Source organism: Streptomyces sp. NBC_01267 (assembly GCF_036241575.1).
In the GTDB taxonomy this organism is placed as follows: Bacteria; Actinomycetota; Actinomycetes; order Streptomycetales; family Streptomycetaceae; genus Streptomyces.
The window spans coordinates 3,352,235-3,377,411 of the sequence record NZ_CP108455.1 but is presented as its reverse complement, the minus strand read 5'-3'; the positions used below and the strand labels follow the sequence as shown (position 1 = coordinate 3,377,411).

The following is a 25,177-nucleotide window of genomic DNA, read 5'->3' as shown; positions in this document are numbered from 1 at the left end:
AAGGGGGGAAGGTGAAAGCGGCAAGTAGTGGCAAGTGGTGCGGGCGTGACGGAATGGGATGAACGGGATGCATAGGTTGCCGGGCAACGCTTGTCAACTATAGGAGGGTTGGTGATTGGTTTGGGAAGTTCCTGGTGTGGAATTTGTTGACTCGGGTACGCATTTTGCGCAGGGGTGCGGAGAGACCATGAGCGGGCAGCCGGACAGAGGCGAGCTGGCGCACGCGTTGCGTCGCGCGGCACGCGGTGACGTCGAATTCGGGACCGCCGCACGGGCCCTGACGACCATGGACGCCTCCAACTACCGCCGGGTCCCGCTGGGCGTCGTCGCGCCCCGGGACGCCGAGGACGTGGCCGCGGTGCTCACCGTCTGCCGGCTGCACGGCGTACCCGTCGTCCCGCGCGGCGGCGGCACCTCGATCGCCGGACAGGCCACCGGCACCGGTGTCGTACTCGACTTCACCCGGCACATGCGGTCGATCCTCTCGGTGGACCCGGAGGCCAGGACCGCGGTCGTGCAGCCGGGCGTGGTCCTCGACGACCTCCGGGCGGCGGCGGGCGCGCACGGTCTGACCTTCGGCCCCGACCCGTCCACGCACAGCCGCTGCACGCTCGGCGGGATGATCGGCAACAACTCCTGCGGCGCGCACTCCGTGGCCTGGGGCACCACCGCCGACAACGTCCACCGGCTGACCACCACCGGGTTCTGGGGCGACACCCACCACCTCGCCCGGGGCTGGGCCGGAGCACCGGCCGGGCTGCGCGAACTGGTCGACGGCCACCTCGCGCTGCTGCGCACCGGCTACCCCACCGGGCTGCCGCGCCGTATCTCCGGATACGCCGTCGACGCCCTGCTCCCCGAGAACGGCACCGATCTGGCCCGCGCCTTCTGCGGCAGCGAGGGCACCCTCGGCGTGCTGACCGAGGCGACCGTACGGCTGGTCGAGGCGCCCCGCGCCCGCGCGCTCGCCGTACTCGGCTACGCCGACGAGGGCGACGCCGCCGACGCGGCTGCCGGACTCCTCCCGTACCGCCCGCTGACCGTCGAGGGCATGGCCGCCGACCTGGTGCGCGAGCCCGCCGGACTGCCGCGCGGCGGCGCCTGGCTCTTCGTGGAGACCGGCGGCGACAGCCCGGCCGAGGCCCGCGCGCGGGCGGCCGAACTGGTACGGGCGGCGGGCGCCCTGGACGGGCTGGTCGTCGACGACCCGGCCGGGCAGCGCGCCCTGTGGCGCATCCGCGAGGACGCCAGCGGCACCGCGACCCGGATGCGGGACGGCAGCGAGGCCTGGCCCGGCTGGGAGGACTGCGCCGTACCGCCCGCCCGGCTCGGCGCGTACCTGCGCGACTTCCGCGCCCTGCTCGGCGCCCACGGCCTGCACGGCACCCCGTACGGGCACTTCGGTGACGGCTGCATCCATGTCCGCATCGACTTCGACCTGTTGACCGCGGGCGGCGTCGCCCGCTTCCGTACCTTCTCCGGGGAACTGGCGGACCTGGTCGTCGCCCACGGCGGCTCCCTCTCCGGCGAACACGGCGACGGACAGGCCCGCGCCGAACTGCTCCCGAAGATGTACGGCGACGAACTGGTCGCCCTCTTCGGCCGGTTCAAGGACATCTGGGACCCGGACGGCCTGCTGAACCCGGGCATGCTCGCCCGCCCGCACCGCCTCGACGAGAACCTCCGCTTCGCGGTGCTGCCGCGCGAACCGGTGGACGTGGAGTTCGGCTACCCGCACGACAACGGCGACTTCTCCGCCGCCGTACGCCGCTGCGTGGGCGTCGCCAAGTGCCGTACGGAGGGGACGTCCGGCGCCGATGTCATGTGCCCGTCGTTCCGCGCGACCGGCGACGAACAGCACTCCACGCGCGGGCGCGCCCGGCTGCTGCACGAAATGCTCGCGGGCGAGATCGTCACCGACGGCTGGCGCTCGACGGAGGTGCGCGACGCCCTCGACCTCTGCCTCTCCTGCAAGGGCTGCCGCAGCGACTGCCCGGTCGGCGTCGACATGGCCACGTACAAGGCGGAATTCCTGCACCACCACTACGCGGGCCGGATCCGCCCCGCCGCCCACTACTCGATGGGCCGGCTGCCACGCTGGCTGCGCGCCGCCGCCCCGTACGCCCGCGCCCTCAACGCCCTGGCGCGGGTCCGGCCGCTGGCGGCGCTCGCCAAACGGCTCGGCGGGATCGCCCCCGAACGGGACATTCCGGAGCTCGCCCCGCAGACCTTCCGCCGCTGGTTCGGCACCCGGGCACAGCCGCCCGCGCAGGTCGTCCTGTGGCCCGACACGTTCACCGACCACCTCTCGCCCTCGGTGGGCCGGGCGGCGGTCCGGGTCCTGGAATCGGCCGGGCTCGGCATCGCGCTGCCGCCGGAGGGCGTGTGCTGCGGCCTGACCTACGTCTCGACGGGCCAGCTCGACCGCGCCCGTACGGTCCTGCGCCGCACCCTCGACCGGGTGGAGCCGCTGCTCGACGCGGGCCTGCCGGTCGTCGTACTGGAACCGAGCTGCGCCGCCGCGCTCCGGACCGACCTCCCGGAACTGCTGGCCGACGACCCGCGCGCGGCGCGGCTGGCGGACGCGGTACGGACCTTCGCGCAGGCGCTGGAGGAGTACGCACCACACTGGCAGCCACCGCGTCTCGACCGCCCGGTGGCGGGCCAGACCCACTGCCACCAGCACGCGGTCCTCGGCGACGCGGCGGAACGGCGCCTGCGCGCGAAGGCGGGCCTGACGGGCGAGCTGAGCGGGGGGTGCTGCGGGCTGGCGGGGAACTTCGGGTTCGAGCGGGGGCGGGACCGGCGGCGAGGGGACGGGGCGGATTCGGGCTCGGGTCCGGGGATGGGGCACTACGAGGTGTCGGTGGCCTGCGCGGAGGAACAGCTGCTGCCGTCGGTACGGGCGGCAGCGGAGGGGACGGAACTCCTGGCGGACGGCTTCTCGTGCCGTACCCAGCTGGCCCAGCTGGAGGGACGGACGGCACGGCACCTGGCGGAGGTACTGGCGGAGGGGCTGCCCGGTGGTCCCCTCCGCTGATGTCGTGCGTCAGGCGCGGCCGAGATTACCTAAGGGCTGTCCCGTAATTCCTGGCGGGCGCACGACGACAGCTACGGCACCTCGCGGCGTTGTCGGAACGCCCGAATACATCCAGTATTCGGGCGCCCCTCCGCCTTGCGATGCACCGCATCTGACGCCGTGCGCTGATCCACCAGGAATTACGGGACAGCCCTTAGTGCGGTGTAGTGCGCAGTAGTGCGCACTCATGTGATGTGGGGGCGTGCGTGCGTCGACGCCCCGGCACGGACGGTTCGACGGGTCTGCTGGGCCGGGAGCCCGCCCCCTGTCCCGGCCAGTGGTCGGTAAGTGAGGGATCCGGCAAACGCCCCTTACTGTAGACAGCATGGATCCGATAGCCCCCGCCGACGCCAAGGCGCTCGATACCGCTCTGACCACCTCAGCTGACACGGTCGCCGAGCAGCCTGCCGCCGAAGGGCTGCGCGGGAGGTTCGGGCCGCTGGGTCTGGTGCTGGCCGGGGGAATATCGGTGCAGTTCGGGGCGGCCATCGCCGTCTGGCTGATGCCGCGGGCCGGAGCGGTCGGCGTCGTCTCCCTGCGGCTGACCGTCTCCGCGATCGTGCTGCTCATCGCCTGCCGCCCCAAGGTGCGCGGGCTCTCGCGCTCCGACTGGGGCACGGTCCTCGTCTTCGGCATCGCGATGGCCGGCATGAACGGCCTCTTCTACCAGGCGGCGGACCGTATCCCGCTCGGCACGGCGGTGACCCTGGAGGTCCTGGGCCCGCTCGCCCTGTCGGTCGTGGCCTCGCGCCGGCTGGTGAACTTCCTCTGGGCCGGGCTGGCGCTCTGCGGGGTGGCGCTGCTCAGCGGCGGCGGCTTCGGCGGGCTGGACCCGGTGGGAGCGGCCTTCGCGCTCGGCGCGGGCGGGATGTGGGCCGCGTACATCATCTTCAGCGCCCGCACCGGCGCCCGCTTCCCGCGCGCGGACGGTCTGGCCCTGGCGATGACGGTCGGCGCGCTGCTGATCCTGCCGCTGGGCATCATCGACGCGGGCTCGAAACTGCTGGTGCCGAGCACGCTGGGGCTGGGGGCGGCGGTCGCGCTGCTGTCGTCCGTACTCCCGTACACGCTGGAACTGCTCGCACTGCGACGGCTGCCCGCGTCGACCTTCGCCGTACTGATGAGCCTGGAACCCGCGATCGCGGCCACCGCGGGCTTCTTCGTCCTGCACCAGGAGCTGTCCGCCGTCGACGCGCTGGCGATCGCGCTGGTGATCGTGGCGAGCATGGGCGCGGTACGGACGCAGATCTCCGGCAAGTAGACGCGCCCTTCGTCACCGGCGCACCGGCTGGTACGCGGCGCGGAGCCGACCGCCGCATACCGGTCAGCGCCGCCGGTGGACGGGTCCTAGAAGATCGTGATCTGCCGGACGTAGAGCCGGTTGTGCCGCACGACCACCAGGTACTCGAACATGCCGCCCGTGATGTACGCCGTAGCACCCTTGGGGTTGTCTCCCTGGTACGTCGTGCCGTCGAGATAGAGGGCCTCGGCGGCACGGACCAGTTCGTCCGCCCGCTCCCCGATGCGGGCCACGACGGCGGGGTCCACACCGCCGACGAGGTACTCCTCGCTGGGGTCGTACTCCCAAGCCCAGGTCAAGAGTCCAGCTCCCCGTACACGGCGCGGAGGATGTCACCGGACTCCCGGACATGGCGGCGGGAGGTCTCGGGGTCGGCGGAGACCTGGGCGAGGTACTCGGCCCGGTGGAAACGCTGTGCGGTCGCGGGGTGCCGCTCGATCTCGATCACGACGGCCCAGCGCAACAGAAAGCCGCGCAGCGGGTCGATGCTGCTCTGTCGCACGGCCTCGGCGAGCGCCTTGTCCTTCTCCCGCTCCATCTCCGGCATCCGCGCGGGCGCAACGACGGCCAGTGCCTCCCGGAGTGCGTCGGGGGTGCGGTCCGGGCGGGGAATCAGTTCTCCGCCGGAATGTTCTGGCTGTGCGCTCACGGTGTCCTCCTCGGATGCCCAGCCAGCGTAGCTGTGACCGGAGTGCCTTGTGTGGGTTCCGGGCTTCGGCCGTTCTCGCGAGCGGTCCGGCTACCGCGTCGTGAAGGCGCCGCCGTTGACGTGGATGGTCTGGCCGGTGATGTGCCGGGCGCCGGGGGAGGCGAGGAAGTAGGCGGTCTCGGTGATGTCGTCCAGCGTGCCCGGCCGCTTGTCGTGGGTTTCCTGGACGAGCGCCTGGTGGCGTTCGTCGGTCATCTGCCCGCGGAAGAAGTTGGTGCCCACGATGTAGCCCGCCGAGATGACGTTGCTGGTGATGCCGCGCGGGCCGAGCTCGGAGGAGAGCGAGGCGTTCCAGGCGGCGAGGGCGGCCTTGGACGCCCCGTAGGAGCCGCCTCGCCGTTCGGCTCCGATCGAGCCGATGCTGAGGATCGAGCTGCCAGGGGTGAGCTTGTCCTGGACCGAGGCGGTGGTCAGGACCGCGCCGAGGAGGTTCTGGGCCAGGTTGGCGTGCCACTGGGCGAGCAGCGATTCCAGCGGCGGGGCGTCGGTGGGTGCGTCCTCGGGCAGGCCACCCGCCGCGTTGACGACCACGTCGACCGTGTCGCCGAGCCGCGCGCTCAGGGCCGCGACCTGTGCGGGGTGGGTGGCGTCGCAGACGACGCCGTGCACACCGAGTTCTTCGGCGGTCTGCTCGACGGTGTCGGCATGGCGACCGGTGACGAAGACCTCGGCCCGGTCGGCGGCGAACCTCGCCGCGAGGGCGCGGCCGATGCCGCTGGTGCCTCCGGTGACGAGCACGATGCGGGTCATGGTTCCTCCTGGATGCACTACGTTTAGGTCTAAACGTAGTGTAGAGGGAAGGGAGTTGGCGCCGTGGTCGATATCGCACCAGTGACGGGGGACGCCGCCGTCGCCTACCCCGCTGCCGATATCGCGGCGGCCTGGCGACGGGAACGGCCCGGCACGCCGACCGATTCGATCGAGGTCGTGACGCCCATCTGGCGCCTGGCGAAGCTCTTCGCGGATGACCGCAACCGGGTCCTGCGCGCCGCCGGGATCGACGGGGCCACCCTCGACCTGTTGTCCGTCATCCGCCGTTCCGGGCCGCCGTACACCCTCAGCACCCGCCAGATCGCACAGCGGACGCTGGTGACCGCCGGCGCCATCTCGCAGCGCGTCGCCCGAGCCGAGCGGAGCGGATTCGTACGGCGAGGACCGGGGGCTACCGGGCGCCGAACCGTCCTGGTGTCGTTGACGGCCGAAGGCCAAGCGCTCATCGAGTCGTCCGTGGACGCGGTGCTCGGCCGCGAATCCACCCTCGTCGCAGGTCTGTCGAAGTCCGAACGTGCTCTGCTCATCGGGCTGTTGGAGAGGCTTACGACTGGCGTCAGGAGCCGCACGGACGCCGAGGTCTGAGCAGGACACCCGGTGTCCGGGCTTCTTGCCCCGGCTCATACTCGGACTTCGGATGTTGGACGACTACCGGGACATGAACCGCTGAGTGCAGTCGAGTCGGCTGCACCGGCCGGCGGAGGGCCCTGTCAGCAGGCTGGCCGGCATCGCCGTACCGCTCTTCGGCGGGCGCGGCGCCGTACGGCAAAAACAATGCAAGCACGCTTGATTGTTTTTCGGCGCACTGCCATGCTCCGGGGCACGAAGCCGTGTCCCGGAGGGAGCGTTCCGTGTCCGATGCAGGTGTCGTGCTCGATGATCTGGGCAGTGAGTCCGCCGAACTGGACGCCATTGTCGGTGAGTTGGGCGACGAGACGTGGGCGCGGCCGACCCCCGCGACCGGCTGGACCATTGCTCATCAGATCGCTCATCTCGCCTGGACGGACCGGGCCGCGTTGCTCGCCGTGACCGATGCGGGGGCGTTCGCCGGGGAGGTCGAGAAGGCGCTCGCCGCGCCGGACGCGTTCGTGGACGAGGGGGCGGCGGAGGGAGCGGTGCTCGAACCCACTGTGCTGCTCGACCGTTGGCGTGCCGGGCGCGAAGGGCTTCGGCGGGCGTTGCGGGCCGCGCCGGGCGGGGTGCGGTTTCCCTGGTACGGGCCGCCGATGAGTGCCGCGTCGATGGCCACCGGTCGGCTGATGGAGACCTGGGCGCACGGTCAGGACGTGGCGGACGCGCTCGGTGTGCGGCGGCAGCCGACCGCGCGGCTGCGGCATGTGGCGCGGATCGGCGTGCGGGCGCGGGACCTCGCCTTCGCGGTACGGGAACTTCCGGTACCCGACGAGGAGTTCCGCATCGAATTGACCGCACCTGGTGGTGAGTTGTGGTCGTACGGTTCCGTCGACGCCGTCCAGCGGGTGACCGGGCCTGCGCTCGACTTCTGCCTTCTCGTCACCCAGCGTGCGCACCGTGACGATCTGTCCCTGCGGGTGGAGGGCGCCGACGCCGATCTGTGGCTGGGTATCGCGCAGGCCTTCGCCGGGCCGCCGGGCCCCGGGCGCGCGCCGCAACAGGGACGTGGAGGTGTCGGGAGTGCGCCGCAGCAGGAGGCCGCCGACCGCACGCCGCGACAAGGGACCGCCGGGTGAGGCCGCTCCGGATAGGCAACGCCTCCGGTTTCTACGGAGACCGTTTCGACGCGATGCGGGAGATGCTCACCGGCGGGCAGCTCGACGTCCTGACCGGCGACTACCTCGCCGAGCTGACCATGCTCATCCTCGGCCGCGACCGCCTGAAGAACCCCGCCCTCGGCTACGCCAAGACCTTCCTGCGTCAGCTGGAGGAGAACCTGGGCGAGGCGCACGACCGGGGCGTGCGGATCGTGGTCAACGCGGGAGGTCTCAACCCGGCCGGTCTCGCCGACGCCGTAAGGGAGTTGAGTACGCGGGTGGGGGTGCCCACGCGCGTCGCGCACGTGGAGGGTGATGCGCTGCCGTTGCCCGAAGGCGCGCTCACCGCCAACGCCTACCTCGGCGGTGCCGGGATCGCGGAGTGCCTGCGGGCCGGTGCGGAGGTGGTGGTGACGGGGCGCGTCACGGACGCGGCGCTGGTCACCGGCCCCGCCGCCTGGCACTTCGGCTGGGGCCCCGACGACCTGGACCGGCTGGCCGGGGCGGTGGTCGCCGGGCATGTGCTGGAGTGCGGCACCCAGGCGACCGGCGGCAACTACTCCTTCTTCACCGGGCACGACGTACGGCATCCGGGCTTCCCGCTGGCCGAGCTGTACGAGGACGGCTCGTCGGTCGTGACCAAGCACCCCGGCACGGGCGGCGTCGTCGACGTAGGAACGGTCACCGCGCAGCTGCTGTACGAGACGGGCGGCGCCCGGTACGCGGGACCCGACGTCACGGCGCGGCTCGACACCGTACGGCTGACCCAGGACGGACCCGACCGGGTGCGGATCGACGGCACAGGGGGCGGGGGTGAAGGGGCCGGTGGTGCAGGGGGCGACGGTGCGCTGAGCGAAGGTGCAGCGGGCAGCGGCATACGCGGTGAAGCGCCCCCGCCGACGCTCAAGGCCGGCGTGACCCGGATCGGGGGCTGGCGGAACGAAGTGGTGTTCGTCCTGACCGGCCTCGACATCGACGCCAAGGCCGCGCTGGTGCGCGAGCAGGTGACGGATGCGTTCGGCAAGTCCCGTCCGGAAGAGGTGTGTTGGGAGCTGTCCCGGACGGACCGGCCCGATGCGGCGACCGAGGAGTGCGCGAGTGCGCTGCTGCGGCTCGTGGTGCGGGACGGGTCGGCGGAGGCCGTGGGGCGGGGGGTGACCGGGGCCGCGATCGAGCTGGCGCTCGGGAGCTACCCCGGGTTCCATGTGACGGCCCCGCCGGGGAAGGGCGCGCCGTACGGGGTCTTCGACGCGGTGTACGTGGACCGGGCGGAGGTGCGGCAGGTGGCCGTACTGCCGGACGGGCGGCGGGTGACGGTACCCGACCCGCCGGTGACCCGCCCGTTGGAACCGGTGCCGGATCCCCTGGTGCCCAGGCCGCCCGCCCCACCGGTGACCCGCCCGCTGGAGCCGGTGGCCGATCCTGCCCTGCCCGACCCACCGCCCGCGAACACCCCCGTACGCCGCGCCCCGCTCGGCCGCGTCGCCGGAGCACGCAGCGGCGACAAGGGCGGGGACGCGAACGTCGGCGTTTGGGTGCGTACCGACGACGCCTGGCGCTGGCTGGCGCACACCCTGACCGTGGAGCGGTTCAAGGAACTGCTCCCGGAGACGGGCCGGTTGACCGTCACCCGCCACCCCCTGCCGAATCTGCGCGCCCTGAACTTCGTGGTCGAGGGGCTGCTGGGCGAGGGCGTCGCCGCGCAGGCCCGCTTCGACCCGCAGGCCAAGGCCCTGGGCGAGTGGCTGCGCTCCCGTGAACTGGACATCCCGGAAGCCCTGCTTCTGGACATACCGGAAGCCCTGTTGGCGGGGCAGGAAGAGGCGGCCCGATGACGACGCTGCGTACCGCGATCGACCCCACCTCCACCGAGTACACCGCCCACCGCGAAGCCATGCTCGCCAAGATCGCCGCGCTGGAGGCCGAACACACCAAGTCCCTGGCCGGGGGCGGCGAGAAGTACGTCGCCCGGCACCGCAAGCGCGGCAAACTCCTCGCCCGCGAACGCATCGAGCTGCTCATCGACGAGGACACCCCCTTCCTGGAGCTGTCCCCGCTGGCCGCCTGGGGCACCGACTACCCGCTCGGTGCGTCCATGGTCACCGGCATCGGCACCGTCGAGGGCGTCGAGTGCCTGATCACCGCCAACGACCCCACCGTGCGGGGCGGCGCGAGCAACGCCTGGACGCTCAAGAAGGCCTTCCGGGCCAACGAGATCGCGTACGCCAACCGCCTCCCGTGCATCAGCCTGGTCGAGTCCGGCGGCGCCGATCTGCCGTCCCAGAAGGAGATCTTCATCCCCGGCGGCGCGCTCTTCCGGGACCTCACCCGGCTCTCCGCCGCCGGAATCCCCACCATCGCCGTCGTCTTCGGCAATTCCACGGCGGGCGGCGCGTACGTCCCCGGCATGTCCGACCACGTCATCATGATCAAGGAACGGTCCAAGGTCTTCCTCGGCGGTCCGCCGCTGGTCAAGATGGCGACCGGCGAGGAGTCCGACGACGAGTCGCTCGGCGGCGCCGAGATGCACGCCCGGGTCTCCGGCCTCGCCGACTACCTCGCGCACGACGAACCGGACGCCCTGCGTCAGGCCCGCCGGGTCGTCGCCCGCCTCAACTGGCGCAAGGCGCAAGCCGATCCGCCGGGACCGGCTGTCCCGCCGAAGCACGACGAGGACGAACTCCTCGGCATCGTCCCCGGCGACCTGAAGACCCCCTTCGACCCGCTGGAGGTCATCGCCCGCATCACCGACGGCTCGGACTTCGACGCGTTCAAGCCGCTCTACGGCCCGAGCCTCGTCACCGGCTGGGCCGAGCTGCACGGCTACCCCGTCGGCATCCTCGCCAACGCGCAGGGCGTGCTGTTCTCCGAGGAGTCGCAGAAGGCCGCCCAGTTCGTCCAGCTGGCCAACCAGCGCGACATCCCGCTGCTCTTCCTGCACAACACCACCGGCTACATGGTCGGCAAGGAGTACGAGCAGGGCGGCATCATCAAACACGGCGCGATGATGATCAACGCCGTCTCCAACTCGAAGGTCCCGCACCTCTCCGTCCTGATGGGCGCCTCGTACGGCGCGGGCCACTACGGCATGTGCGGGAGGGCCTACGACCCCCGGTTCCTCTTCGCCTGGCCCAGCGCCAAGTCCGCCGTGATGGGCCCGCAGCAGCTCGCGGGCGTGCTGTCGATCGTCGCCCGCGCCTCCGCGCAGGCCAAGGGGCAGCCGTACGACGACGAGGCGGACGCCGCGCTGCGCGCCATGGTCGAGCAGCAGATCGAGTCGGAGTCGCTGCCGATGTTCCTGTCCGGGCGGCTGTACGACGACGGGGTCATCGACCCGCGCGACACCAGGACCGTCCTCGGACTGTGCCTGTCCGCCATCCACAACGCACCGGTCGAGGGCGCCCGCGGCGGCTTCGGCATCTTCCGGATGTGAGCACGAGATGTTGAGGACGAGATGTTGAGGACGAGATGTTGAGGACGAACGTGATCACCTCCCTCCTGGTCGCCAACCGCGGCGAGATCGCCTGCCGCATCTTCCGCACCTGCCGTGAGCTGGGCATCTCCACGGTCGCCGTCCACTCGGACGCCGACGCGGACGCCCTGCACGTACGGGAGGCCGACACCGCCGTACGGCTGCCGGGCACCGCCCCCGCCGACACGTATCTGCGCGGCGACCTCCTCGTGGCGGCGGCCCGCGCGGCCGGGGCCGACGCCGTCCACCCCGGCTACGGCTTCCTCTCCGAGAACGCCGCCTTCGCCCGCGCCGTCACCGACGCCGGTCTGACCTGGATCGGCCCGTCCGCCGAGGCCATCGAGTCGATGGCCTCCAAGACCCGCGCCAAGAAGCTGATGGCCGACGCCGGGGTCCCGCTGCTCGCCCCCGTCGACCCGGACACCGCGACCGCAGCCGACCTGCCGCTCCTCCTCAAGGCAGCGGCGGGCGGGGGTGGGCGCGGCATGCGCGTCGTACGGGAACTGAGCTGCCTGGAAGGCGAGTTGGAGGCAGCTGTCGCCGAGGCGCGGTCGGCCTTCGGGGACGGTGAGGTCTTCGCCGAGCCGTACGTGGAGCGCGGGCGGCACGTCGAGGTGCAGGTCATGGCCGACGCGTACGGCACGGTCTGGACGCTCGGCACCCGTGACTGCTCCCTCCAGCGCCGCCACCAGAAGGTCATCGAGGAGGCCCCCGCGCCCGGCCTGTCCGACGCGCTGCGCCGTACTCTCCGCGAGGCCGCCACCGCGGCGGCCCGTGCGGTCGACTACCAGGGCGCGGGCACCGTGGAGTTCCTGGTGGCGGAGGGCGGCGACCGGGCGTACTTCCTGGAGATGAACACCCGCCTCCAGGTCGAACACCCCGTCACCGAGGCGGTGTTCGGCCTCGACCTGGTCGCGCTCCAGATCCGTACCGCGGAGGGCGCACCGCTCCCGCCCGACGGCCCGCCGCCCCCGAACGGCCATGCCGTCGAGGCCCGGCTGTACGCGGAGGACCCGGCCCACGACTGGGCCCCGCAGACCGGCGTCCTGCACCGGCTCCGCCTACCGGACCTACCGGTAGGCGGGGCGCCTGCCCTGCGTCTCGACACCGGCTACACCGACGGCGACACGGTGTCCGTCCACTACGACCCGATGCTCGCCAAGGTCATCGCCCACGCGCCCACCCGCGCCGAAGCCGTCCGCAAGCTCGCCCACGCCCTCGACCGGGCGCACGTGCACGGCCCGGCCACCAACCGTGACCTGCTCGTACGGTCCCTGCGCCACCCGGACTTCACCGCGGCCCGCATCGACACCGGCTTCTACGACCGCCATCTGCCCGAGCTCACCACCCCCGCCCCCGACCCGCTCGCCGCCCTCGCCGCGGCCCTCGCCGACGCGGCCCGCGCGCGGATCGGCGGCTGGCGGAACGTCCCGTCCCAGCCGCAGACCAAGACGTACCGCTCGGAGCCGGACGGCGCCACGCACGAGATCCGCTACCGGGTCACCCGCGACGGGCTGCACGCCGAGGGCTTCCCGGATGTGCGGCTGCACCGCGCGGCGCCCGACCGTGTGGCGCTCGAAGTCGACGGCGTACTGAGGAAGTTCGACGTCGCGGTGTACGGCGACCGGACCCACGTCGGCCCGCACACCTTCACCCGGCTGCCCCGCTTCCCCGACCTCACGACCCGTACCGCCCCGGGATCGCTGCTGGCCCCGATGCCCGGCACCGTCGTCCGTGTCGCGGAAGGGCTCGCGGTCGGGGCCGAGGTCGCCGCCGGGCAGCCGCTGATCTGGCTGGAGGCGATGAAGATGGAGCACCGCATCACGGCTCCCGCCTCCGGCACGCTCACCGCACTCCACGCCGCCCCCGGCCGCCAGGTCGAGGTCGGCGCGCTGCTCGCCGTCGTACGCGAACCGGCAGAAGACGCCCTGCCCGACGCCTAGCTCGACGGCCGATGCAACACCCCTGCCCGTCGCTCAGTCCGCTGTCCAGTCCGCCGTTCAGGAGGAACCGAAGCCATGAGCACCGCCCGCAACAGCACCGCCGGCAAGAGCACCGCAGGCAAGAGCACCGCCCGCAAGAGCACTGTCCTCGAAACCGAAGAGCACCAGGCGCTGCGCGCCGCCGTCGCCGCACTCGGCAAGCGGCACGCGGGCGGCACCCACCGTGACTACGACCGGCAGGCCCTGTGGACCGAGGCCGCCAAGCTCGGCTACCTCGGTGTGAGCCTCCCCGAGGAGTACGGCGGCGGAGGCGGCGGCATCACCGAACTCTCCATCGTGCTGGAGGAGTTGGGGGCCGCCGGCTGCCCGCTGCTGATGATGGTCGTCTCGCCCGCCATCTGCGGCACGGTCATCGCCCGCTTCGGGACCGAGGCACAGAAGCAGAAGTGGTTGCCCGGCCTCGCCGACGGCAGCCTCACCCTGGCCTTCGGCATCACCGAACCCGACGCCGGGTCCAACTCGCACCGCATCACCACCACCGCCCGCCGCGACGGCGAGGACTGGCTGCTCACCGGGCGGAAGGTCTTCATATCCGGGGTGGACATGGCCGACGCGACGCTCATCGTCGGCCGCACCGAGGACGCCAGGACCGGGCGTCTCAAGCCCTGCCTCTTCCTCGTGCCGCGCGACGCCCCCGGCTTCGGGCGGACGCAGATCGACATGGAGATCCAGGCCCCGGAGAAGCAGTTCGAACTGGTTCTGGACGACGTACGGGTGCCCGCCGACGCCTTGGTCGGCAACGAGGACGCCGGGCTGCTCCAGCTCTTCGCCGGGCTCAACCCCGAACGCATCATGACCGCCGCCTTCGCGATCGGCATGGGCCGCTACGCGCTCGCCAAGGCCGTCGACTACGCGAAGACCCGGCAGGTCTGGAAGGAGCCCATCGGCTCCCACCAGGCCATCGCGCACCCGCTCGCACAGGCCCACATCGAGCTGGAGACGGCCAAGCTGATGATGCAGAAGGCGGCGGCCCTGTGCGACGCGGGCGACGACCTCGGCGCGGGGGAGGCCGCCAACATGGCCAAGTTCGCGGCGGGCGAGGCCTGCGTGAAGGCCGTGGACCAGTCCGTACACACCCTCGGCGGCAACGGCCTCACCCGGGAGTACGGCCTCGCCGCGCTCATCACCGCGTCCCGCGTCGCGCGGATCGCGCCGGTCAGCCGGGAGATGATCCTGAACTTCATCTCCCACCAGACGCTGGGCCTGCCCAAGTCGTACTGACAGCCGCTCCGAGGTAGTGCGAGATCGAGAGAGGTAGTGCGAGATCGAGAGAGGAAGCGCGCATGCCGACGTCCGAACCGAAGGCCGTCAGGACCGCCCACGAGCGGGGAATCACCACCCTGACCCTGGACTCGCCGAAGAACCGCAACGCGCTCTCCGCGCGTCTCGTCGCCGAACTCGGGGAGGCGCTGGAGACGGCCCGCTCGGACGATTCGGTACGCGCGGTGCTGCTCGCCCACACCGGGAACACCTTCTGCGCGGGCGCGGACCTGAAGGCACCGGCGGACCCCGGGGCGTTCGTGGCGCTGATGCGGGCGGTCGTCGCCCACCCGAAGCCGGTCGTCGCCCGCGTCACCGGCCACGTCCGGGCGGGCGGGCTCGGCCTGCTCGGCTCGTGCGACATCGCACTGGCCGGACCTGCGGCCGACTTCGCGTTCACCGAGTCCCGGCTCGGCCTGGCCCCCGCCGTCATCTCGATGCCGCTGCTCCCGCGCATGGACCCGCGCGCGGCGGGCCGCTACTACCTCACCGGGGAACGTTTCGACGCGGGGGAAGCGGCCCGTACCGGACTGGTCACCGCGGTCGCCGACGATGTCGACGAGGTGCTGGCCGCCGTACTCGACGGGCTCCGCAGAGCCTCCCCGCAGGGCCTGGCCGCATCGAAGTCCCTGGTCACCGCTACGGTGCTGGAGAACTTCGACCGCAATACGGAAGACCTGACCGCCCGCTCGGCGGCCCTCTTCGCCTCGGCGGAGGCCCGGGAGGGTGTGCAGGCCTTCCTCGAACGACGGGATCCCGCATGGGTGTGGTGAGCAGAGGCCCCGACGGCGGCCCCCGGCAGAACGGCAGCGGCGGACAGGCCGGCACCGGCCCTCACCTCCGAGGCCCCAAACAGGACCGCAGCCGCGCCACCCGGCAGCGGCTCCTGGAGGCCGCCGTGTCCTGCCTGGCCGAACACGGCTGGGCAGGCTCCACGGTGTCCGCCGTCGCCGAACGCGCGGGCGTCTCACGCGGCGCGGCCCAGCACCACTTCCCCACCCGCGAGGACCTGTTCACGGCGGCGGTCGAGTACGTGGCCGAGGAACGCTCCACGGCCCTGCGCACCCTCCCCCCGCAGGACCGCCGGACGGTGGTGGCCGCCCTGGTCGACCTGTACACCGGCCCGCTGTTCCGCGCGGCGCTGCACCTGTGGGTCGCGGCGTCCAACGAGCCGCAGCTGCACGCCCGGGTCACGGAACTGGAGGCCCGGGTGGGCCGCGAGTCGCACCGCATCGCGGTGGAACTGCTCCGCGCGGACGAGTCCGTGCCGGGGGTACGCGAGACGGTGCAGGGCCTGCTCGACATGGCCCGGGGCCTGGGCCTCGCCAACCTGCTGACGGACGACGCGGGGCGGCGGCAGCGCGTGGTGGCGCAGTGGGGAGAGCTGCTGGAGGGCGCGCTGGGGTGAGCGGGACCCACCCCGGCGCGCCCTCCGCCCACCCCGCTCACTTCACCCCACCCACCCCACCCGCTCACCTCACCCCGCGAGGTCGGCGAGGTCCTTGATGTCCGCGAACCCCTCGATCTCCCGGGGGTTCCGCGACCCGGGTCCCACGTACCGCGCCGACGGCCGCACCAGCCGCCCCGTCCGCTTCTGCTCCAGGATGTGCGCGCTCCAGCCCGCCGTACGCGCGCAGGTGAACATCGACGTGAACATGTGCGCCGGGACCTCCGCGAAGTCCAGCATGATCGCCGCCCAGAACTCCACGTTCGTGGCCAGCACCCGGTCCGGGCGCCGCGCGTGGAGTTCCTCCAGCGCCGCCTTCTCCAGTGCCTCCGCGACCTCGAACCGCGGCGCGCCCAGCTCCTTGGCCGTACGGCGCAGCACCCGGGCGCGGGGGTCCTCGGCGCGGTAGACGCGGTGGCCGAAGCCCATCAGCCGCTCACCGTTGTCCAGGGCCCGCCTGACGTACGCGTGGGCGTCGCCCGTCCGCTCGATCTCCTCGATCATGCCGAGGACGCGCGAGGGCGCCCCGCCGTGCAGCGGCCCGGACATGGCGCCCACGGCCCCCGACAGCGCGGCGGCGACGTCCGCGCCGGTCGACGCGATGACCCGGGCGGTGAAGGTCGAGGCGTTCATCCCGTGCTCGGCGGCGGACGTCCAGTAGGCGTCAACTGCCTTGACGTGCTTGGGATCGGGCTCCCCGCGCCACCGGATCATGAACCGCTCGACGACGGTGTCGGCCTTGTCGATCTCGCTCTGCGGAACCATCGGGCTGCCCTGCCCGCGGGCCGACTGGGCGACGTACGAGAGCGCCATGACGGCGGCCCGCGCCAGGTTGTCGCGGGCGGTCGCCTCGTCGATGTCGAGCAGCGGCTTCAGCCCCCAGACCGGCGCGAGCATCGCCAGCGCGGACTGCACGTCCACCCGGACGTCACCGGAGTGGACGGGGATCGGGAAGGGCTCGGCGGGCGGCAGCCCCGGGCTGAACGCACCGTCGACGAGCAGGCCCCACACGTTCTCGTAGGAGACGTGGCCCACCAGGTCCTCGATGTCGACACCGCGGTACCGGAGCGAGCCGCCCTCCTTGTCAGGTTCGGCGATCTCGGTCTCGAACGCGACGACCCCTTCGAGCCCGGGGACGAAGGCGGGTGCGGGGGCGGCAGCGGAGTCGGTAACGGGGTCGGACATCGGGCGGCTCCTCGTGACGGGGACGATGTACGGAGAGACGAGTCTGCTGGCTCCCGCCGGTGGGGGGAAGCGTGACATCCGGCACACCCCCCGCTTGGGGCAGGATGGCCCCGTGCCGAAACCTGATCTGGACCCCGCCGCGATGCGCGAGCAGTACCGCACCACCGTCCTCGCGGAGAAGGACCTCGCCGCCGGGCCGATGGAGCAGTTCACCCGCTGGTTCGCCGAGGCCGTCGCCGGTGGCCTGCACGAGCCGAACGCGATGGTGGTCTCGACGGCGACCCCGCAGGGCAGCCCCTCGGCCCGTACGGTCCTGCTCAAGCGGTACGACCAGGACGGCTTCGTCTTCTTCACCAACTACGACTCCCGCAAGGGCCGCGAACTGGCGGTGAACCCGCGGGTGTCGCTGCTCTTCCCCTGGCACCAGATCGCCCGCCAGGTCATCGTCACGGGCACGGCGTCCCGGGTCTCCCGCGCGGAGACGGCAGCGTACTTCCGCACCCGCCCGCACGGCTCCCAGCTCGGCGCCTGGGCCAGCGCCCAGTCCGCGGTGATCTCCTCGCGCGAGGAACTGACGGATCAGTACGAGGAGTTGGCGTCCCGCTACCCCCTGGGTACGGAGGTCCCGGTGCCGGAGGACTGGGGCGGCATCCGGGTGGTCCCGTTCGCGGTCGAGTTCTGGCAGGGCCACGAGAACCGGCTGCACGACCGGCTGCGGTACGTGAGCGAGGACACGGGGTGGCGGGTGGAACGGCTCTGCCCGTGAGCGCCCGGCGTCAGGGTGTCCGGCGGTCCGCGCGGTCCGCGCGGCCCCGGCGGCGTACGGTCGGCACCCGCCGTACGGTCGGCACACCCCGGCCGCGTACGGAACGCAGAAACCCGCGGGCTCTGGTCCCTCCGGAGAGGGGCCGGCCGGACTAACCGGCGAGCCCGCGGGTCGGTGACTGCTTGGGATTGCGGCCGGCGGTCTGCCGGCACTGCACAGAGTGCGACGACGGGCCGTCAGCCCGCAGCCACCTCGCAAGTCCGAGAAGAAATCACTTCCGGAACACCTCCCTTCTAGCGTGCGGCTTACGTTAGGCACCGCCGCGGCGGCCATCAAGCGATTTATTTCGGGTGGCTTTCGCTGGCGTCGACAACGATCGCGGAGGCTGGTCCATGGGGCCAGGACAGACCGGGCCGAGGTTCAGTCGCCGCGTGGACGCCAGGTCCGCGCTTGGCGGACGGCGACAGTTGTCGCCCAGAGCCACATGAGGATGCCGATGATGAAGACAACTCCCACGGATGCCCACAGGAGTTCACGGGTGATGTAGGACTCTCCCGTGGCGTTCACGGGAGCGGCCAGCCCCGCTGCGACGACGCTTCCCGCAAGCCCGGCCAGGGCCAGTGGCGCCAGAACAGACCATGCTGCGCTGGTGCGGAAGACACGCAGACCTCCGGTGAGAACGGACAGCGGTGCCAGGGCGCGTCCCTGGCGGAGGAACTCGGCCATGGCGCTCAAGCCTGCGGTCACGGTGAGGACGGCGATGCCGATGATGCCGAGCAGGGTGCTCCAGCGGCCCTGGTCACGGTTGGGGATACCTGCCGTGAGCTGGTCTTCCCCAGGGGCTCCCACGCGGGCGCCGCGTGGAAAGACTTTGTAGGACAGCTTTTTCACTGCGGGGACGGACAGAGTTCGGCCGTTTTCACTCACGACGGCCAGGGTGCTCTCTTCGGCGGAGGCGGCTGCCCTCTTGGCGAGTTCCCGGTCGGTAGTACGGCGTATCTCCAGGAGAAGTGCGCCGTGGGGAGTCCAGCGGATCAGTTCCTGCAGCCGCGGGTCCTGAGGCACACCGCCGAGGCGTTGGGCGTTCTTGGGACATTCGATGCGGATGGAGGCGAGTGCGTCGCAGTCTCCGTACAGGGTCATGGGCTTGGTGCTGTTGGGGCCCTGTGCCGGGGGTTCGAGCAGGAGAGCTTGGGTGTTCGGCAGACGCTGGAGGAACGTCTGCATGTCGGCGGTGTCCGTCCTGCCTCGGATCCCGACGGACAGAGCAGTGCGGCCGATGCGATCCAGGGTGTGCTGGGCTTCGGTGCTCTGGGAGGCGAACAGGCCCTGCCAGGCGACGGCCTGCATGAGCACGATCAGTGCGACGACGATGCCGGTGACCAGGCGGGCGGTTGCTTGGGGATATGTGCTGGTGCGTCGGCCGGCGACGAGGGTGCCGGGCAGGCCGCGGGTCTGCCCTGCGCGTGTGAGCAGGCGGCCGGCCGCGGCGGTGAGGGCGGCGACGGCGGCAGGCAGGGTAAGGATGGTGCCGGCGATGCCGGCCCAGCTGATCAGGGTGCGCCAGATGGAATCGGTTCCCACGAGGTCGGGGCCTCGGACTGCGAGCAGGATCATGATCGGGCACAGGCCGGCCAGGCGCGGTAGCCACCGGGAGTGGCTTGGGCCAAGGGGGCGGGTGCCGCTATTGGCCTGGCGCTGAGCGAGGTCGGCTGCCACGACTGCGCCCAGCACGAGGAGGAGGGCGGCGACCGGCGCCGCGGCCATCCACACACCGGTCCGGCGCAGGTAGGCGGCGGAGACGATGTAGTGCGCGTACGGAATGGTGAGGTCGGTGAGCAGGGCTGTGCCGAGGGCCGCGGCGCCGAGCGAAATGCCGGTCAGCGCGGGCAGGGCGGCTTCGCCGATGGCGACCAGGGCGCGGTCGATGCGTTGGCCGCCGAGGGCGGTGACCAGGGCGGTTCGCCGGTCACGGGCATGGGCGCCGGTGCGGACCGCGACGAAAAGCAGCAGCAGGGCGGGCAGAACGAGCATGGAGAGGATGGCGGACTGGAACATCCACTCCGGCTTGTCGTCCTCGCGCCCCGATCCGGGCTCGGCGCCTGGTGCCGGACGCCCCTGGGCGCGGGGGCCGAAGCCAGTAACGATGTCGCTGGGTCCGGCGGCGCTCAACGCCTCCCGAGGGCGGACATAGGCGAGCCGCTCGGTCGGCTCGTCCAGGCCTTCGGCCGTGATGGTGCCGGCCATGGTTCCGTATCGGTCGTCAATGCCTTCGGCGGCTCCGGCCTTGCGAAGAGCCGGGGACAGTACGGCCTGGCCCGGCTCGGGCCAGTGCTGAAGACCCGGCGGTAGCGGTGCGTTGCCGCGGTACGGGCTGAGGTAGACGACACTGAAACGCCGCTGCCCTTCCAGGGTGTCGGAGGCCACCAGCCATTTCGTCGCGTCGGCTGCGTGGGCGGCCTTGTCGTCGATGACAGGGGTGCGGGCCAGGCGTTGTTCTTCCTTGGCGGCGTAGGTTCCGTGCACCGCGACCAGGCTGCCCAGGCCGAGGGCGAGTGCCACGGCGGCAAGTAGCAGGCCGGCGAAGCGGACACCGCCGGCTTCGGCCCGGCGGCCTGCGGTGCGTCCGATGGCCAACAGATGCCGATACAGACTCCGGGGTTGGGTGACCATCAAATCCCTGCCTGAGAAGTGGTGTTCTGCAGGACTCCCGCTGTCAGGTGCAGGGTCTTGTCGGCGCGGGCCGCGATGGCTGGGTCGTGAGTGACCACCAGCAGTCCGCACGCGTAGCGGCGAGGCAGAGCGAACAGCAGGTCGGCCGTGCGGTCACGGGTCTCGGCGTCCAGGGCCCCGGTCGGCTCGTCGGCCAGGACGAGGGCGGGTTCGTTGATCAGAGCCCGAGCCACCGCTGTGCGCTGCCGTTCTCCGCCCGACAGCTCCTGGCTCGTCCGGGCCGCCGGGACACCCAGGTCCTCAAGAAGGCTTGCGGCCCTCCCCCGGCGATCCGTGCGCTTGCCGCGGGCCAGCAAGGAGGCAAGGACTACGTTGTCGACGGGGCTGAGCTCAGGTAGAAGCTCCCCGAACTGGAAGACCATGCCGATCGACTGCGCCCGCACTCGGGCGAGTTGCGAGCTTCGCAGCTGAGTGATGTCCGTGCCAGTGACGCGCACCGAACCCCGGTCCGGCTTGATGAGGCCCAGAACGCAGGACAGGAGCGTGCTCTTTCCGGAGCCGCTCGGGCCGGTCACGGCAACCGACTCGCCGGAATGCAGGGAAAGCGACAGCCCCTCGAACAGGGTCCGTTCGCCGATCGCGTGACTCAGTTCCTCGATGTCCAGCACAGTCGCCGCTGCGGCGTCACTTTCCTTCTCCACTCGCCTTGTTCCTCACTGTCGCCCGATCCTGCCCCGGAAATGACGGCAAGCGGTGGGGCGTTCCGGACCGCCCCACCGCATTAGACGCTTTCAGCAGCCGTCAGTTGCCTCAGCGGCCGTCACCAGGACGGTCGTCCGGGCCGCACTGGTCCGGCTTGAGCTGAATATTGACGCAGGCGGTCACTTTGCGGACGTAGTTGGTCGTGTCCATGCTGCTGCTCGCGGTGTTGCCGTTGCCGCTGTTGTTGTCCAGGCGCAGGCCCGTGTTGTAACGACGGTCGTAAAGGGTGTAGACGGAATGGCTGTCCCCCTTTGTGTCCTTCACCGCAACGGCGCCGTTGGTGCCATGGCTCCAGGCGGACGCCCCATTGGTCGACGAGTCGAGGCTCTCGCCCGCACCGGCGGCGAACGCGGCACCGGCACCCGAGAGTGCGAGCACAGCGGCACCCCCTACGGCGATCTTGCTCATGGAGTTACGGATAGACATAAATCCTCCCCTTTTTGACTGATTCATCCCCATGAATCAAGCGAACGTGTGTTCGAGTTCGTGATCACTCCGTAAAGCTTTCATGTCGTATGCGTGACCACAAACTCATTCCCCGTCACATCCGGAACCCCAGGCGCTTTATTCAGTCACGTAAGGTGTTAGGGCTGTCCGATATTACCGATTCGGTGAGACCTGGGGGATGCCCCCGCTCAACCGCCGGACTCCAGTCGTTACGGTAAGTGAATGGTGATAAATGGCACGTTTAGCGGCCGCGATCACAATTCGATACGAGATCTGGTGTCCGGTTTGCAACCGGGCGTCAAATTTTCCATTTGCTGCACCAGTGCGGCGGCCATCAACCGAATCATTTTCGGGCGAGTCCCACGCTCCGAGTTTCCAGGCAAGGAGCAGCCAGGTGATCACTCAAGGAGCGAAGGTCACAGCGCGATGCGAGGAGTGCGGCAGCGTGCTGATACGCGACACCGGCCAGTACATCGACCACGGGCAGTTGTGGTGGAGCACCGAAGGGGCCTGTGAGGCCTGCCCCAACAGGTGGTGCGAGCAGGACACGGGCGGAGCGAAACCCGAGGAGATCCGGAACGCCCTGCTGGCGGAACATGGGCCCGCCCAACTCCGTCTCGCGGAAGGCGAATCGAACCTCGTCCCCGTCCTGCGGGCCCTGCGCGAAGTGCTGCATCTGCCCCTGCATCAGGCACGTGCGACGGCCACCATGCTCAAGGAGGCAGGCCTGGTCGGCACGCTGGTCGAGATGGAGTTCATCGCTGCTGGGCTGGGGCGTCGGTCAGTAGTGGCAACGATCGAGAGATGCGGCACACGGTCCGGCAGCTGAATCCGCTGGGCTCCGGTTCGCGCGCGGTCTGGCATCCGCGTCAGGGCGGGTAATCGGTGGCGCCCTCCGAGCGGGTGGCGCGCGCCACAGTGTCGGCCGGTCTCTGTCGGTGCGCCTTGCTGAGCAGGCCTTGAGCACGCACGAGTCCCGGGTCCGCCGTTGTTACGAGGCGCCCGTCAGTCGGTCGGAACTGGTCAGATTCGCTCAGTCGGCCGGCTTCTCCCACACCGAGATGTGCTGGGTGCTGTCCTCCGTGAAGGGTTCGCGTGCCCAGCCGCCCCAGCGTTCGCGCAGGCGCAGCCCCGCGAGCTGGGCCATGAGGTCCAGCTCGGCGGGCCAGACGTAGCGGAAGGGCGTCGAATGGGCCTCGCCTCGACCGTCCTCCGTGATGTCGATGTAGTGGCAGGTCGCGTCCTGCGTGACCGTGTCGTAGACGGTGTAGGCCCACCCGGTCGGGCTCGTGTGGAACGGGACGATGTTCTGCCCGGCCGGGATCTTGCGCAGCTCCGGGACCATGACCTCGATGACGAAGCAGCCGCCCGGCGCGAGGTGCCGTGCGGCGTTGCGGAAGCAGGCGACCTGGCCCTCCTGGTCGGCCACATTCATGATCGTGTTGAAGACCAGGTACGCAAGAGCGAAGGGCCCGTCCGCCTCCGTGTCCACCGTCGTGGTGGTGAAGTCGCCGATCGAGACGCCGATGTCCCTGCCCTCCGGCTTGGCGTGCAAACGGGCCACCATCGCCCTGGACATGTCGATGCCATGGACCGGAACGCCCCGTCGCGCGAGCGGCACGGCAATGCGCCCCGTGCCGATCGCCAACTCCAGCGCCCGGCCACCATCAGCGAGTTCGGACAGAAACCCCACGGTCCTGTCGATGGCATCCGGTTGGAACTCGGAGCCCGTGGACTGGTCGTACCGGTCAGCTACTGCTTCTCCGAAGTACCCGTCTCCATCAGTCACCGGCGGACGATATCCCGGTGCCGGGCCCTGGTGCTGATATTTTCGCGGCCGAGAGCAACAACTGGCCCCCCGGAGGCGGCCGTTGACATGGACGGGGGCCTCACCGGCCGGGAAGCTGCACCGCGAGGGCATGGTGGAAGACGTTGCGCGGGTCCCAGCGCGCCTTCACCCGCTGTAGGCGCGGGTAGTTGTCCTTGTAGTAGAGGGTGGTCCAGGGCACCCCCGAGGTGTTCCACGCGGGGTCGGCCAGGTCGGTGTCCGGGTAGTTGATGTACGACCCGTCGCAGTTCCTGCCGGACACGGGTACGCCTCCGGTGTCCTGGTACACGTCACGGTAGAAGTCCCGTACCCAGGTGAGGTTGGCCGCGTCGTCGGCCTCGTCGGTCCAGATGGTGTGGAAGTCGGCCTTCATGACCGCGTCGCGCTGGGCCACCGCGGTCGCCCCCGGCCGGACCGTGTTCACCTGGCCTCCGTACCCGAACAGTTCCAGGGAACCGGCCATCAGGCGCGTACGGGACGCGAGTTCACCCGTTTCCGAACGCGTACGGCTGCGTTCGTGCGCGTACCGGGCGTACGGGATTCTGACCTGGGCCGACCGTCCTCACGGGGTCCGGGTCAGGGCGCGCAGGGCGTCGACCCGTTGGTGTACGTGGTGCGCTTCCGCCGATGCGGCCGGTTCGGGTGGGGTCGGTGTACCGGGGCGGCAGGTGCGGCAGAGGCCGTCGGGGAGTGCTTCGGGGCGGCCGGGGGTGCCGCACTTGGTGCATTCCACGAGGAGGCGGGGCGGTGTGGCTGTGGTGGTGTTGGTGGTGGGCCGGTGTGGTGGTTTCTTGTCCGTGAGCCTGCGGCGGACGAAGCCCCGGGGCGAGATGATCGGTTCGGCGGGGAGTCCTGTGGTGAGGGCCTGGACGAGGTGGGCGGGGGTGGCGCCGCGCTCCAGCCACTCCTGCGCGAGGTCTTCCAGGGTTGCGCAGTCGGCTGCCGAGAGGGCTAACCGGGGGTCGGTGCAGCCGAGTTGGGACAGTGCGTCGTACGCGGGCGAGGGGCGGTCGGGGTGTGGTGCCGGGTCCGGTGCCGGGTCTGATGCAGGGTCTGGTTCCGGCTGCTGCGGTACGGCGGGCGGGGCGGGCGCGGGGCTCGCCGATACCTGCGTCTCGGCCGGGGATCGGCCGTCCTCGGCGGCAAGGAAGGTGGTCCACCACTCGTTGTCGCGTGCGGTCCGCGACCAGAACGTCCGGAAGACCCAGCGGACTTGGTCGCCGTCCCCGGCCAGGCGGCGGATGCGCCGCAGGTATCCGGCGACGGACAGCGCCGTGAGGGCCGTGCTGACAGCTTGCTGCCCGTAGCGCGGGAGTTGCCGGGCGAGGGTCTTGACCGTCATCGCCGCGCCCTCGGGCAGCCGGTCGATGAACGCGGCGATGTACCGCTCACGCTCGGGCAGAAGAAGGAAGTCGTCCGTACGGCGGGGAGCCTGGTCCGGGGCGGAGCGTTTGCCGTAGCCGGGAGCCGCCATCGGATGGGCGGTGGAGGGTACGGATGATGCGGATGCGGGCGCGCGCAGGGCGGCGCTAAAATTCTCGGTAGCCACGGGATCGCTCTTTCGATCTTGGGGTGAGACCCCGGCTTGGTGCTGAGAACACCGCGTCGGGGTCGCTTAGTTGTCGTTGTCGGAACGGTAAGCAGCCACGCCCGCGCGCCGCAAGTTGGTCCCAATTAGTCGTACTTACGCGACGCAGCGGGGTTGGGAGGGGTGGGGAGGACTTCCCTAACCCCCACCCACCTAC

Annotated in this window: 21 protein-coding genes and 1 pseudogene; 12 read left to right on the top strand and 10 right to left on the bottom strand. The window is 71.0% G+C overall.

Features of this window, described 5'->3' with window-relative positions; translation table 11 throughout:
- The first annotated feature begins 187 nt into the window (after nucleotides 1–187).
- Nucleotides 188–3,040, top strand: a complete 2,853-nt coding sequence (locus tag OG709_RS15425) for an FAD-binding and (Fe-S)-binding domain-containing protein (protein ID WP_329166542.1) — start codon at nucleotides 188–190, stop codon at nucleotides 3,038–3,040.
- 364 nt (nucleotides 3,041–3,404) lie between these two features.
- Nucleotides 3,405–4,340: an EamA family transporter gene (locus OG709_RS15420; protein ID WP_266642386.1), complete on the top strand. Its 936-nt coding sequence runs from the start codon at nucleotides 3,405–3,407 to the stop codon at nucleotides 4,338–4,340.
- An 86-nt stretch (nucleotides 4,341–4,426) separates the two neighbouring features.
- On the opposite strand, the gene OG709_RS15415 is transcribed toward OG709_RS15420, so the two are convergent.
- The 3 genes from OG709_RS15415 to OG709_RS15405 all read right to left on the bottom strand — a co-directional run bounded on the left by OG709_RS15415 (nucleotide 4,427) and on the right by OG709_RS15405 (nucleotide 5,838).
- The gene (locus tag OG709_RS15415; protein WP_266642388.1) at nucleotides 4,427–4,678 is read right to left on the bottom strand and encodes a hypothetical protein; all 252 of its coding nucleotides are present in this window, start codon (nucleotides 4,676–4,678) and stop codon (nucleotides 4,427–4,429) included.
- A complete protein-coding gene (locus OG709_RS15410) occupies nucleotides 4,675–5,028 on the bottom strand; it encodes a DUF6247 family protein (RefSeq protein WP_250301164.1) in 354 nt (117 codons plus the stop codon). Before OG709_RS15410 ends, OG709_RS15415 begins: the two co-directional genes overlap by 4 nt.
- Nucleotides 5,029–5,118: 90 nt before the next feature.
- Nucleotides 5,119–5,838 carry an SDR family NAD(P)-dependent oxidoreductase gene (locus tag OG709_RS15405; protein WP_266642389.1) on the bottom strand — a complete coding sequence of 240 codons (720 nt, stop codon included), beginning with the start codon at nucleotides 5,836–5,838 and terminating at the stop codon, nucleotides 5,119–5,121.
- A gap of 63 nt (nucleotides 5,839–5,901) precedes the next feature.
- On the opposite strand from OG709_RS15405, the gene OG709_RS15400 reads away from it, so the two are divergent.
- The 8 genes from OG709_RS15400 to OG709_RS15365 all read left to right on the top strand — a co-directional run bounded on the left by OG709_RS15400 (nucleotide 5,902) and on the right by OG709_RS15365 (nucleotide 15,732).
- Nucleotides 5,902–6,444 carry a MarR family winged helix-turn-helix transcriptional regulator gene (locus OG709_RS15400; protein WP_266642391.1) on the top strand — a complete coding sequence of 181 codons (543 nt, stop codon included), beginning with the start codon at nucleotides 5,902–5,904 and terminating at the stop codon, nucleotides 6,442–6,444.
- 266 nt (nucleotides 6,445–6,710) lie between these two features.
- A complete protein-coding gene (locus OG709_RS15395; protein ID WP_329166538.1) occupies nucleotides 6,711–7,568 on the top strand; it encodes a TIGR03084 family metal-binding protein in 858 nt (285 codons plus the stop codon).
- A 53-nt stretch (nucleotides 7,569–7,621) separates the two neighbouring features.
- Nucleotides 7,622–9,424, top strand: coding sequence for an acyclic terpene utilization AtuA family protein (locus OG709_RS15390; protein ID WP_442815371.1), 1,803 nt, complete (start codon nucleotides 7,622–7,624; stop codon nucleotides 9,422–9,424).
- Nucleotides 9,421–11,022 (top strand): acyl-CoA carboxylase subunit beta, encoded by a 1,602-nt coding sequence (locus OG709_RS15385; RefSeq protein WP_329166536.1) that lies wholly within the window; start codon nucleotides 9,421–9,423, stop codon nucleotides 11,020–11,022. The genes OG709_RS15390 and OG709_RS15385 overlap by 4 nt, the downstream gene beginning before the upstream one ends.
- Before the next feature lie 50 nt (nucleotides 11,023–11,072).
- The gene (locus tag OG709_RS15380) at nucleotides 11,073–13,004 is read left to right on the top strand and encodes an acetyl/propionyl/methylcrotonyl-CoA carboxylase subunit alpha (RefSeq protein WP_329166534.1); all 1,932 of its coding nucleotides are present in this window, start codon (nucleotides 11,073–11,075) and stop codon (nucleotides 13,002–13,004) included.
- 75 nt (nucleotides 13,005–13,079) lie between these two features.
- The gene (locus tag OG709_RS15375) at nucleotides 13,080–14,285 is read left to right on the top strand and encodes an acyl-CoA dehydrogenase family protein (RefSeq protein WP_329166532.1); all 1,206 of its coding nucleotides are present in this window, start codon (nucleotides 13,080–13,082) and stop codon (nucleotides 14,283–14,285) included.
- A gap of 62 nt (nucleotides 14,286–14,347) precedes the next feature.
- The gene (locus OG709_RS15370; protein ID WP_266642397.1) at nucleotides 14,348–15,097 is read left to right on the top strand and encodes an enoyl-CoA hydratase family protein; all 750 of its coding nucleotides are present in this window, start codon (nucleotides 14,348–14,350) and stop codon (nucleotides 15,095–15,097) included.
- Nucleotides 15,085–15,732, top strand: a complete 648-nt coding sequence (locus OG709_RS15365; protein WP_250301172.1) for a TetR/AcrR family transcriptional regulator — start codon at nucleotides 15,085–15,087, stop codon at nucleotides 15,730–15,732. The genes OG709_RS15370 and OG709_RS15365 overlap by 13 nt, the downstream gene beginning before the upstream one ends.
- Before the next feature lie 69 nt (nucleotides 15,733–15,801).
- Here OG709_RS15365 and OG709_RS15360 read toward each other — a convergent pair whose 3' ends face one another.
- Nucleotides 15,802–16,956, bottom strand: coding sequence for a citrate synthase 2 (locus OG709_RS15360; protein ID WP_250301173.1), 1,155 nt, complete (start codon nucleotides 16,954–16,956; stop codon nucleotides 15,802–15,804).
- 142 nt (nucleotides 16,957–17,098) lie between these two features.
- On the opposite strand from OG709_RS15360, the gene pdxH reads away from it, so the two are divergent.
- Nucleotides 17,099–17,722 (top strand): pyridoxamine 5'-phosphate oxidase, encoded by a 624-nt coding sequence (pdxH, locus tag OG709_RS15355; protein ID WP_329169124.1) that lies wholly within the window; start codon nucleotides 17,099–17,101, stop codon nucleotides 17,720–17,722.
- 420 nt (nucleotides 17,723–18,142) lie between these two features.
- Here the strand turns inward: pdxH and OG709_RS15350 are convergent, their stop codons facing one another.
- From OG709_RS15350 to OG709_RS15340, 3 genes are all read right to left on the bottom strand, one after another.
- Complete coding sequence (locus tag OG709_RS15350; RefSeq protein WP_326694618.1) at nucleotides 18,143–20,359, bottom strand: ABC transporter permease; 2,217 nt, start codon at nucleotides 20,357–20,359, stop codon at nucleotides 18,143–18,145.
- Between the two features lie 35 nt (nucleotides 20,360–20,394).
- Nucleotides 20,395–21,060 carry an ABC transporter ATP-binding protein gene (locus OG709_RS15345; protein WP_326695615.1) on the bottom strand — a complete coding sequence of 222 codons (666 nt, stop codon included), beginning with the start codon at nucleotides 21,058–21,060 and terminating at the stop codon, nucleotides 20,395–20,397.
- A gap of 145 nt (nucleotides 21,061–21,205) precedes the next feature.
- Nucleotides 21,206–21,565 (bottom strand): hypothetical protein, encoded by a 360-nt coding sequence (locus OG709_RS15340; protein ID WP_329166529.1) that lies wholly within the window; start codon nucleotides 21,563–21,565, stop codon nucleotides 21,206–21,208.
- A gap of 433 nt (nucleotides 21,566–21,998) precedes the next feature.
- Here OG709_RS15340 and OG709_RS15335 point away from each other — a divergent pair, with 433 nt between their 5' ends.
- On the top strand, nucleotides 21,999–22,433 hold the full coding sequence (locus OG709_RS15335; protein ID WP_326694620.1) for a hypothetical protein: 435 nt from the start codon (nucleotides 21,999–22,001) through the stop codon (nucleotides 22,431–22,433).
- A 204-nt stretch (nucleotides 22,434–22,637) separates the two neighbouring features.
- Here the strand turns inward: OG709_RS15335 and OG709_RS15330 are convergent, their stop codons facing one another.
- The 3 genes and pseudogenes from OG709_RS15330 to OG709_RS15320 form a co-directional block, all read right to left on the bottom strand.
- On the bottom strand, nucleotides 22,638–23,393 hold the full coding sequence (locus OG709_RS15330; RefSeq protein ID WP_329166526.1) for a class I SAM-dependent DNA methyltransferase: 756 nt from the start codon (nucleotides 23,391–23,393) through the stop codon (nucleotides 22,638–22,640).
- A 100-nt stretch (nucleotides 23,394–23,493) separates the two neighbouring features.
- Nucleotides 23,494–23,889 (bottom strand): annotated as a pseudogene (locus OG709_RS15325) (BBE domain-containing protein); the annotation flags it as partial.
- 105 nt (nucleotides 23,890–23,994) lie between these two features.
- Nucleotides 23,995–24,981: a MarR family transcriptional regulator gene (locus OG709_RS15320; protein ID WP_329166524.1), complete on the bottom strand. Its 987-nt coding sequence runs from the start codon at nucleotides 24,979–24,981 to the stop codon at nucleotides 23,995–23,997.
- Between the last annotated feature and the right edge of the window lie 196 nt (nucleotides 24,982–25,177).